9 protein-coding genes are annotated in these 10111 nt (G+C 67.7%); 8 read left to right on the forward strand and 1 reads right to left on the reverse strand.

Annotation, left to right across the window (positions count from 1 at the left end; all coding sequences use genetic code 11):
• Nucleotides 1-112: 112 nt before the first annotated feature.
• On the reverse strand, nt 113-1399 hold the full coding sequence (locus ACFWY9_RS43725; RefSeq protein WP_378331667.1) for an adenylosuccinate synthase: 1287 nt from the start codon (nt 1397-1399) through the stop codon (nt 113-115).
• A gap of 58 nt (nt 1400-1457) precedes the next feature.
• Between ACFWY9_RS43725 and ACFWY9_RS43730 the strand changes: the two genes are divergently transcribed.
• The 8 genes from ACFWY9_RS43730 to ACFWY9_RS43765 all read left to right on the forward strand — a co-directional run bounded on the left by ACFWY9_RS43730 (nt 1458) and on the right by ACFWY9_RS43765 (nt 9727).
• A complete protein-coding gene (locus tag ACFWY9_RS43730; RefSeq protein WP_378331668.1) occupies nt 1458-2138 on the forward strand; it encodes a hypothetical protein in 681 nt (226 codons plus the stop codon).
• An 85-nt stretch (nt 2139-2223) separates the two neighbouring features.
• Entirely contained in the window at nt 2224-2736 is a 513-nt protein-coding gene (locus ACFWY9_RS43735; RefSeq protein WP_378331669.1) for a DUF1453 domain-containing protein, read from the forward strand.
• Between the two features lie 103 nt (nt 2737-2839).
• Entirely contained in the window at nt 2840-3478 is a 639-nt protein-coding gene (locus ACFWY9_RS43740; protein WP_378341671.1) for an HNH endonuclease family protein, read from the forward strand.
• A 212-nt stretch (nt 3479-3690) separates the two neighbouring features.
• Nucleotides 3691-5322, forward strand: coding sequence for an ABC transporter substrate-binding protein (locus tag ACFWY9_RS43745; RefSeq protein ID WP_378341672.1), 1632 nt, complete (start codon nt 3691-3693; stop codon nt 5320-5322).
• Nucleotides 5319-6278: an ABC transporter permease gene (locus ACFWY9_RS43750; protein WP_378341673.1), complete on the forward strand. Its 960-nt coding sequence runs from the start codon at nt 5319-5321 to the stop codon at nt 6276-6278. The genes ACFWY9_RS43745 and ACFWY9_RS43750 overlap by 4 nt, the downstream gene beginning before the upstream one ends.
• On the forward strand, nt 6271-7098 hold the full coding sequence (locus ACFWY9_RS43755; RefSeq protein ID WP_378341674.1) for an ABC transporter permease: 828 nt from the start codon (nt 6271-6273) through the stop codon (nt 7096-7098). The genes ACFWY9_RS43750 and ACFWY9_RS43755 overlap by 8 nt, the downstream gene beginning before the upstream one ends.
• The gene (locus tag ACFWY9_RS43760; RefSeq protein ID WP_378341675.1) at nt 7095-8699 is read left to right on the forward strand and encodes a dipeptide ABC transporter ATP-binding protein; all 1605 of its coding nucleotides are present in this window, start codon (nt 7095-7097) and stop codon (nt 8697-8699) included. The genes ACFWY9_RS43755 and ACFWY9_RS43760 overlap by 4 nt, the downstream gene beginning before the upstream one ends.
• Nucleotides 8696-9727: an LLM class flavin-dependent oxidoreductase gene (locus tag ACFWY9_RS43765; protein ID WP_378341676.1), complete on the forward strand. Its 1032-nt coding sequence runs from the start codon at nt 8696-8698 to the stop codon at nt 9725-9727. The genes ACFWY9_RS43760 and ACFWY9_RS43765 overlap by 4 nt, the downstream gene beginning before the upstream one ends.
• Nucleotides 9728-10111 lie beyond the last annotated feature (384 nt).

Raw genomic sequence — 10111 nt, forward strand, 5'->3', positions numbered from 1 at the left:
CGCCCCCCCGCTCCCCCCGGCCGTGGGGGTGGGTCGGGCATTGTTGCTCGGTGGGGGGTGTGGTTGGTCGTTTCGGCTCAGGGTGTGCACCACCCCCCCCCTTCAGCTCACGTCAGGCGAACTCGTGCCGAACGATGGTCTGCTCACGGCCAGGGCCGACGCCGATCGCCGAGACCCGCGCGCCGGACAGCTCCTCGATCCGCTCGACGTACGCGCGCGCGTTCGCGGGCAGCTCCTCGAACGTCCGGCAGCCCGAGATGTCCTCGAACCAGCCCGGCAGCTCTTCGTAGATCGGGATCGCGTGGTGCACGTCGGTCTGCGTCATCGGCATATCCTGCGTGCGGAAGCCGTCGACCTCGTAGCCGACGCACACCGGGACCTTCTCCAGCCCGGACAGCACGTCGAGCTTGGTGAGGAAGTAGTCGGTGATGCCGTTGACGCGCACCGCGTACCGCGCGATGACCGCGTCGAACCAGCCGGTGCGCCGCGAACGTCCCGTGGTGACACCGAATTCGCCGCCCTGCTTGCGCAGGAACTCGCCGGACTCGTCGTTCAGCTCGGTCGGGAACGGCCCAGAGCCCACACGAGTGGTGTACGCCTTGAGGATGCCGAGCACCGTGGTGATCCGGCCCGGCCCGATGCCCGACCCGGCGCTGGCGCCGCCCGAGGTCGGGTTCGACGACGTCACGAACGGGTAAGTGCCGTGGTCGACGTCGAGCAGCGTGCCCTGCGAACCCTCCAGCAGCACGGTTTCGCCGCGTTCGAGGGCCTGGTTGAGCTGCAGGCGCGTGTCCGCGATGCGGTGCGCGAACCGCTCGCCCGCGGACAGCACCTCGTCGGCGACCTGGTTCGCGTCGAGCGCTTTCCGGTTGTAGACCTTGACCAGCACCTGGTTCTTGAACTCCAGTGCGGCCTCGACCTTCTGCCGGAAGATCTTCTCGTCCAGCAGGTCCTGCGCGCGGACGCCGACGCGGGCGATCTTGTCCTGGTAGCACGGCCCGATCCCACGGCCGGTGGTGCCGATCTTGCGGCTACCCAGGTAACGCTCGGTGACCTTATCGATCGCCACGTGGTACGGCATGATCAAATGCGCGTCGGCGGAGATCAGCAGCCTGCTGGTGTCGACGTCGCGGGCCTCGAGGCCGGCGAGTTCGTCCAGCAGCACGCCGGGGTCGACGACGACACCGTTGCCGATGACGTTGGTGACGCCGGGCGTGAGGATGCCGGACGGGATGAGGTGCAGGGCGAAGTTCTCGCCGTTCGGCAGGACGACGGTGTGGCCGGCGTTGTTCCCGCCCTGATAGCGGACGACCCACTGAACGCGGTCGCCGAGCAGGTCGGTGGCCTTGCCCTTGCCTTCATCTCCCCATTGGGCACCGATGAGCACGATGGCCGGCATGTGACACTCCAGGTGTTCGACGACAAAGCTGAAAAAGGGCGCTGGTGAATGCCGGTGCATGAGCGTAACGGAGGACCTGCGGGTGCGCGGAATCGTGGTGGCCTGTGGCGAGGACTCGCCCGGTTTCGAGGACATCGACGACGTCACGTCGATCCGCGTGCCCAGCCGTCCCGGCAAGGCGGAAATCGACCCCTTGCTGGGCGAACACGATCATCTCGTGGTCTCGGGGACGGACGCCGACCTCGCCGCGGTGGTGCTGCGGCTGTTGCGAAAGGAACAGCTCGCGGGCGTGTCGGTCGGTTTCGTGCCCGCCTCGCCGGATTCCGCCGTCGCCTCCCTGTGGGGCCTGCCCGCGCAACCGGTACGGGCGCTCGCGCTGGCGTTGCGCGGCGAGGTCGACCCGGTTCCGCTGATCCGTGACGACGCCGGCGGCGTGCTTGTCGGCCGGGGCGTGCTCGGGATGGTGCGCGGGGTGGCCTACTGCGACGAGCAGGTCGCGCTGCGCGGGGCGGCGCGCTCGGTTGTCGTCGAACCGGACGCCGAAGGCCCCGGCCTGCGGGTCCGGGTCACCAAGGGCACGTTCTTCAAGCGCCCGACGACGTTGTACTCGCGGGCGTTCCAGATCGGCTGCATCCCGACGCGGCCGACATCCGACGGCGTCGCGTACCCGCGCGCCATGAACCGGTGGACCTGGTACCGGCACACCCAGGATCTGCGCCTGGTGCGCGGCACGATCTGAAAATCACCCCGGCTCGTTTGTAGCTCAAGCGTGCTATTTTATGTAGCATGAATGTGCTATAAACGACTTCAACGCAGGGGGATTCATGACCGACGCACTGATTTTCGCCGCGATCCTGCTGGTCGTGGTGTTCTCGACCCAGATCGGCCGCCGCAGGCACACCGTGTTCCTCGCGGTGGCGCCCTTCATCTCCTCAGCGGTGATCGGCGTGCTGGCACTGGGCACTGGGCAGCACCACTACGAACCCGCGGACGCTGCCTTCGCCGCGATCGGAGTCCTACTGGGCTTGCTCGTCGGGCTCGCCTTGAACGGGACCATGGTCGTCTGGCGCGATCCGGACAGTGCCAAGCTCTACACCCGCGCGGGCCTCGCCTACCTGGCGATCTGGCTCGTCGTACTGGTCGGCCGGATCGTGTTCATCTACGCACTGGAGAACTCGCCGTCGTTCGCCGCGCAGTTCGGCCGTCTGCTGGTTTCGACACACACGAGCCCGGACGGCGTCGCGGCGTTCTTCCTGCTCATGGCGTTGGCCATGGTCATTTCCCGCGAGGTCGGCGTACTGCTGCGCAGCCGTCGACTGGAGCGCGTCGCCGCGTAGTGGTTTCACAACCAGCCGACAACATGTCACCCGATGGTGTTGCGTACGCCACTTTCGTGAGTCAAAGTTACCAGGTTGCCGCACCCGACACTGAGGGGGAAAAGTGCCAACCGCGCGTACTCTTCGTCGATCTCTGACCGTCCTGGCCACCGCCGCGGTCCTCACCGGGACACTCACCAGCGTCGCCGACGCGACCCCGCCCGGGATTCCGTCCGGCGCGACCGCGAAGTCCGAGCTGGCGACGCTGAAGGTGGCGCCCGACGGGTCCATGACCGGCTACAGCCGGGACAAGTTCCCGCACTGGATCGACCAGGGCAACAACTGCAACACGCGCGAGGTCGTGCTCAAGCGGGACGGCACGAACGTCAAGACCGGCAGCGACTGCTACCCGACGTCGGGCAGCTGGGCCTCGCCGTACGACGGCAAGACCTGGACCAGTCCGTCCAATGTGGACATCGATCACGTGGTACCGCTCGCCAACGCGTGGCGCACCGGAGCTGCCACGTGGACGACGGCGCAGCGGCAGGCGTACGCGAACGACCTGACCGACCCGCAGCTGATCGCCGTCACCGACTACGTCAACCAGGAAAAGGGCGACAAGTCGCCGGACGCCTGGAAGCCGCCGCTCACCGGATACTGGTGCACCTACGCGAGCATGTGGGTCGCGGTGAAGTACAAGTTCAAGCTCACCGTGAACTCGGCCGAGAAGTCCGCCCTCACCGACATGCTCAACCGCTGCTGACCCGAGGTGGCCCGAGCACCCCAATGTGGCGTTCGGTGCGTTGGACGCAGCGGACGCCACATTGGGGCGCATTCACGGATCGTCAAGCGGGGCAGGGGAAGTTTTCAGGGAGTGGGACCCGGGTTCGGAAAGTGGGACGGGCTCGAGCGCGTGATTAGCGTGAAACGGGTCGGCGCAAGCGAAAGCGCCCCGTTCCCCGCTGGAGCCGCCCGGTGTTTGGATCACCCCTGTCCCGCGGGCGCGTCGTCACCGCCGCGCTCGCCCTGCCCCTGCTGCTGACCCCGGTGGCCGCCTGCTCGGCCGCGGGCGGTGATCCCGCCGCCGACGCGGGCCCGCCCCGCCCCGGCGGCACGCTGCGGCTGGGCATTTCGTCCAATCCCGACTGCATCGATCCCCAGCAGTTCGGGACGAACGCCGCGCTCAACGTCGGTCGTCAGCTCGTCGACTCGCTCACCGATCAGGATCCGAAAACCGGTGAGATCAAGCCGTGGCTGGCGCAGAAGTGGGAGGTCAGCGCCGATTCGACGGCGTTCACCTTCCACCTGCGCGACGGCGCGACGTTCGCCGACGGCACCCCGGTCGACGCGGCCGCGGTGAAGGCGAACTTCGACGGGATCAAGGCGCTCGGCGCGAAGGCCCAGCTGGCCTCCGGATATTTGGCCGCCTACAAGGCAAGTACGGTGGTCGACCCGCATACCGTGCGCGTCGAGTTCAGCGCGCCGAGCGCGCAGTTCCTCCAGGCCAGCTCGACGATGTCACTCGGTCTTCTCGCCCCTGCCGCTTACAAGAGGACCCCGGACCAGCGCTGCCAGGGCGACGGACTCATCGGCTCGGGGCCGTTCGTGTTCCAGAGTTTCCGGCAGAACCAGGAAATCGTGCTCACGAAGCGCAAGGGCTACGCGTGGGGTTCCTCGCTGTTCCGCCATCAGGGCGAGGCGTACCTCGACAAGGTGAGCTACAAGATCGTGCCCGAGCCGGGCGTCCGCACCGGCAGTCTCGCTTCGGGACAGCTCGACGCGATCACCGACGTCCAGCCGGTCGACGAACCACAGTTCGCGGGCAACGGCTTCACCGAACCGGTCCGGCCGAATCCGGGCGTCGTGTTCAACCTGCATGCGAACACCACACGCGGGGTTCTCACCGACGAGAAGGTGCGCCAGGCCGTCGTCAAGGGAATCAACCGGCAGGAGGTCACCAACACCGTCCTGACCGGGAACTACAAGCCTGCCACGAGCATTCTCGGCTCGGCGACGCCGCTGCACGCCGACCTCTCCGCGCAACTCGCCTACGATCCGAACGGCGCGTCCGCGCTGCTCGACGGCCACGGCTGGCAGCCGGGCCCGGACGGAATCCGCACGAAGAACGGGCAGCGTCTCACCGCGACCGTGCAGTTTTCCCCGGTGTTCAACCAGAACCGCAGCGTACTCGAACTCGTCCAGCAGCAGCTGCGCAAGATCGGCTTCGATCTGCGGATCGAGCAGCGCACCACCGCGGAGTCCGTGCAGGCGCAGCAAAGCGGGGACTACGAATACCTCTGGTACAACGTGACAAGGGCGGATCCGGATATCCTGCGCGGTATCTTCTCCACCAAGGCGAGCAACCGCAGCAAGCTCCCCGCCGGCAGTCCGCTCGACGTCGCCCTCGACGATCAAGCATCCACAGTAGACACTGCGAAACGCAAGCCCGCGGCGGAGCTGACCCAGAAACTCATCGTGGAGCACGGGTACGCTGCCCCGGTGTTCGAGCTGACCCAGGTGCTCGCCATCGGCGCCAACGCGCACTCGGTCGACTTCGAGGCGTCCTCCCGGCTCCAGCTGTTCGACACCTGGGTTTCCGGCTCATGAGAGCCTATCTGCTGCGCCGCGTCGGGCAGGCGGTCTTCGTGCTGTGGGCGGCGTTCACGCTGTCGTTCGTGATCCTCTATCTGCTGCCCGGCGACGCCGTCTCGGCGAAGCTCGGGGGTGGTGATGGCGGAATCACCGTGACCCCCGAACAGCTCGCGCAGGCCCGTGCGGAGTACGGGCTGGACGACCCGCTTCCCGTCCAGTACGGAAAGCGCTTGCTGTCCGCGCTGCACGGGGATTTCGGGCGCAGCATAACCACCGGTGACGACGCGGCGCACACGGTCGTCTCGGCATTGCCACCGACGCTCGCGGTGACCGGGATCGCCGTGCTGCTGGCGGTGCTCGGCGGTGGCGGGATCGCGATCGCCGGGACGTACACCCGGCTGCCGTGGCTGCGTCAGCTGCTACTTTCCCTGCCACCGTGGGGGATTTCCCTGCCGACGTTCTGGGTCGGTCTGCTGCTCATCCAGTTCTTCTCGTTCCGCCTGCGGCTGTTTCCCGCCCTGGGCACCCAGGGCGTCGCCTCACTGATCCTGCCCGCGATAACGCTCGCGCTGCCGACGGGAGCGATCATCGGCCAGGTGCTCGCCAGGAGCCTGAACGCCCAATTGGCCGAGCCGTACGTGGAAACCGCGGCCGCTAAAGGCGCGAGCCGCCTGAGAGTCCACTTCGGACATATCCTGCGCAATGCCGCTGTCCCCGCGCTCACCGTGGCCGGGGTGGTGGCGGGCAACCTGCTCGCCGGGTCCGTGATCACCGAGACGGTGTTCTCGCGTGACGGCGTCGGCCGGGTCACCGCGGACGCGGTGACGAACCAGGACATCCCGGTGGTGCAGGCCGTGATCGTGCTGGCGGCGCTGGTGTTCGTGGTGTTGAACCTCGTCGTCGACCTGCTTTACCCGCTTCTCGACCCGCGGATCGCGGCGGCGAAGGCACCGGAGGTGGCCCGTGGTTGACCTGGCGCAACGAACCGGCGTCGTGGTTCGCAGGCCGGGGCTCGTACTGGCCGTCGTGATCCTCGTGCTCGCGCTGCTCGCCGCGGTCGCGCCGTCGTTGTTCACCGGCTACGACCCGATCACCGGCATCCCGGCCGAGAAACTGCGCGGGCCGTCCCTGGCACACCTGTTCGGCACCGACGAGACCGGACGCGACATCTTCGCCCGCGTCGTGCACGGCGCGTCGCTGTCCTTACGCGCCACCGTCATCGCCGTGCTCGTAGCGCTCGTCGCCGGGTCCGCGCTCGGCCTGGTCGCCGGGTTCCGCGGCGGCGTGCTGGACACGGTGGTGATGCGAGTGGTGGACGTGCTGCTGGCGATCCCGCCGATTCTGCTCTCGCTCGCGCTGGTCACCGCGCTCGGCTTCGGCACGACGAACGTCGCGATCGCGGTCGGTATCGCCAACCTCGCCGCGTTCGCCCGGCTGATGCGCGCGGAGGTGCTCCGCGTGCGCAGCACCGTGTACGTCGAGGCCGCGCGGGCGAGCGGGGTTCGCTGGTCCGGCGTCCTCGGCAGGCATGTGCTGCCGAACGCGCTCGGCCCGGTGCTCGCGCTGGCGACGCTCACCCTGGGCACGGCGGTGCTGGAGGTGTCGGCGCTGAGCTTCCTCGGTTTCGGCGCGACGCCGCCGACGCCGGAATGGGGCGCGCTCGTCGCGGGCGGCCGCAACTTCCTGGCCACCGCTTGGTGGATGACGACGTTCCCGGGCCTGACGGTCGCCGCGGTGGTCCTTTCCGCGAACCGGCTTTCCCGTGCGCTGGACGGAGGCGACGGACGATGACCGAAGAACTGCTGCGCATCCGCGATCTCGCGGTGTCCTACCGGACGAGGTCCGGCGTGGTCCCGGCGGTGCGGGGCGTGGACCTGACCGTCCACACCGGACAGATCGTCGCGGTGGTCGGCGAGTCCGGCTCCGGCAAGAGCACCACGGCGCACGCCGCGATCGGGCTGCTTCCCCGTGGCGGGCGGATCGAGGGCGGCGAGATCACCTTCGCCGGGCGTGATCTCACGCGGCTGCCGGATCGGCAGTGGCGTGGGATACGGGGCAGGGAAATCGCTCTGGTGCCACAAGATCCCGCCGTGTCGCTCAATCCCGTGCACCGGATCGGCGATCAGGTTGCCGAAGTACTGCGGATCCACGGTTTCGCCGATCGGCGGACCGCGGGGATCGAAGCGGTGGAACTGTTGCGTAAGGCCGGAATTCCCGAACCCGAGGCCCGTGCGCGGCAGTATCCGCACGAGCTTTCCGGCGGGATGCGGCAACGGGCGCTGATCGCCGCCGCGCTGGCGGGACGTCCGAAGCTGATCATCGCGGACGAGCCGACCAGCGCACTCGACGTCACGGTGCAGAAGCGGATTCTCGATCACCTCGCGGAGCTTGCCGGCGAGTCGGGGACAGCCATCCTGCTGATCACCCACGACCTCGGTGTCGCCGCGGATCGCGCGTCCCGGATCGTGGTGCTCTCCGGCGGTGAGGTCGTCGAGGAAGGCACCGCGGGTGAGGTCATCGGCGCGCCTTCGCAGGCATACACGCGGCAGCTGCTCGACGCGGCACCGAGCATGTCCGGCGAACCGCTGCGGCCGCCTCGCCCGCCAAGCGAACCGATCGTGTCGGTGCGAGGACTGTCGAAGTCGTTCGCTCTTCCCGGCGGCCGGGTGTTGCGCGCCGTCGACGACGTGTCGTTCGACATTCCGCGTAGTCAGACGCTCGCGCTGGTCGGCGAGTCGGGCTCGGGAAAGACGACGACCGCGCGGATGGTGCTGCGGCTGGAAACGCCGTCGGCCGGTTCGATCACCTTCGACGGCCAGGACGTCACCGAGTTGCGAGGCGAAGACCTGCGACAACTGCGGCGCAGGGCCCAGCTCGTGTACCAAAACCCTTACGCTTCACTGAATCCGAAGTTCACCATCGAGGAGATCGTCGGGGAACCGTTGCGTGCGTTCGGTGTCGGCACCAGGGCCGAACGGCGCGCGCGGGCAGCCGAGCTGCTGGACCAGGTGGCGTTGCCGTCGACGGCGCTGCGCCGCAAACCCGCCGAGCTTTCCGGCGGGCAGCGACAGCGGGTCGCGATCGCCCGTGCGCTGGCCCTGCGCCCGGAACTGCTCGTGTGCGACGAGCCAGTGTCCGCTTTGGACGTTTCGGTGCAGGCGCAGATTCTGCGATTGCTGTCCGATCTTCAAGGAGAACTCGGCTTGAGTTACCTGTTCATCTCGCACGATCTCGCCGTCGTACGGCAACTCGCGGACCGGGTCGGCGTGCTGCGTTCGGGTGAACTCGTGGAAATGGGACCGGCCGCCGAAGTGTTGCATCAGCCGAAGGCCGAATACACCCGCGAACTCCTCGCGGCGATTCCCGGCCGATCTGTGCAGGAGGTCCGATGAAGTTCGGTTTGTTCTCCCTCGTGGCCAACCACCCCGACCCGGCGACCGGGAAGACGCCGAGCCAGCACGAACGGCTGCGGCAGATCGTCGACTACGCGACGTTCGCCGAAGAACTCGGTTTCGCCGCCTACGGCGTCGGCGAACGGCACGGCGAGCCCTTTCTTTCCTCGGCACCGCCGGTGATTCTCGCCGCGATCGCCGAACGCACGTCGCGCGTCCGGCTGCTGACGACGTTGACCGTGATCAGCGTGCTCGACCCGGTCCGCGTCGCCGAGGACTACGCGACGCTCGACCAGCTCTCCGGTGGACGGCTGGAACTGATGATCGGCAAGGGCAACGATCCGCGGCACTTCCCGCTGTTCGGGCTTTCCGAGGAACGGCAATGGGAGTACCAGGCCGAAAAGTTCGAACTGTTGCGCCGGCTGTTCTACGAGGAGAACGTGACCTGGTCCGGCGAGTTCCGGACGCCGTTGGAAGACGTCACCACACAACCACGGCCGTTCCGCGAGCGGCCGCGGATCTGGCACGGCAGTGCCTCCAGCACGGAGTCGACCGAACTGGCCGCACGGTTCGGCGACCCGCTGTTCAGCGCGAACGGCTTCCACCCGAAGAAGAAGTACGCCGACCTGATCGATCACTACCGGCAGCGCTGGGCGGACTACGGTCACGATCCGGCGGATGCGCTGGTCGGTTCCGGCGCGGGCGGCCTGTACGTGGCGCGGACGTCCCAGGAGGCACTGGACGGCTACCGGCCGTACTTCGAGGCGTTGATGAAGACCCCGGCCTACCAACACAACAAGTCGGAGTTCACCACACTGGAGGACAAGATCGCGAACGGATCGGCGCTGGTCGGCAGCCCGCAGCAGGTGATCGACAAGATCGGCGACTACCACGCTTCGTTCGGGCACGAGGTGCAGGCGGTCTCGGTGGACGGCCTCACCGACGGTGAAGCGCGTGACGTGCTGGAACTGTTCGCGGCGGAGGTGATGCCGGTGGTGGCGAAGGAACTCCCGTCCCGCGACTGGTGAGCTGAACCGGACTCCGCACTCCCCGCCCGCGTACCCATCCCCTAGGCACCCCCCACCCGCCCTTGGGGGGCGTCCCTGCAACAGTCTATCGCCGGGGTACGACAAAACCGGTGCACAGCGGGGAATGGCGCCGAGTTGTCCACATCCGGGGGTGCCTGTGGACAAGCCTGTTCACAACTCGGCGGCCAAGGCGTTCACCAGCAACGATCCGCGGTGAGGCTTCTCAGTATGGGCGAAATGTCTCGCTGAGACGTGCTTGGCGCTGGGCGCCTCCATGTCCGGAAAGCTCGGCGGATTCATGCGATCGTCGCAACATGCTCTACTTAGGACAGTATCATGTTGAGTTTTTCTTTGGGGCTGAGCCAGTTCAGGGTTTTGCGGGGA

The organism is Amycolatopsis sp. NPDC059027 (assembly GCF_042739735.1).
Lineage (GTDB): Bacteria > Actinomycetota > Actinomycetes > Mycobacteriales > Pseudonocardiaceae > Amycolatopsis.

Coding starts and splice junctions, on each gene's coding strand:
- ACFWY9_RS43725 (WP_378331667.1), bottom strand. CDS start 1,399: ATGCCGGCCATCGTGCTCATCGGTGCCCAATGGGGAGATGAAGGCAAG.
- ACFWY9_RS43735 (WP_378331669.1), top strand. CDS start 2,224: ATGACCGACGCACTGATTTTCGCCGCGATCCTGCTGGTCGTGGTGTTC.
- ACFWY9_RS43765 (WP_378341676.1), top strand. CDS start 8,696: ATGAAGTTCGGTTTGTTCTCCCTCGTGGCCAACCACCCCGACCCGGCG.
- ACFWY9_RS43760 (WP_378341675.1), top strand. CDS start 7,095: ATGACCGAAGAACTGCTGCGCATCCGCGATCTCGCGGTGTCCTACCGG.
- ACFWY9_RS43750 (WP_378341673.1), top strand. CDS start 5,319: ATGAGAGCCTATCTGCTGCGCCGCGTCGGGCAGGCGGTCTTCGTGCTG.
- ACFWY9_RS43730 (WP_378331668.1), top strand. CDS start 1,458: ATGAGCGTAACGGAGGACCTGCGGGTGCGCGGAATCGTGGTGGCCTGT.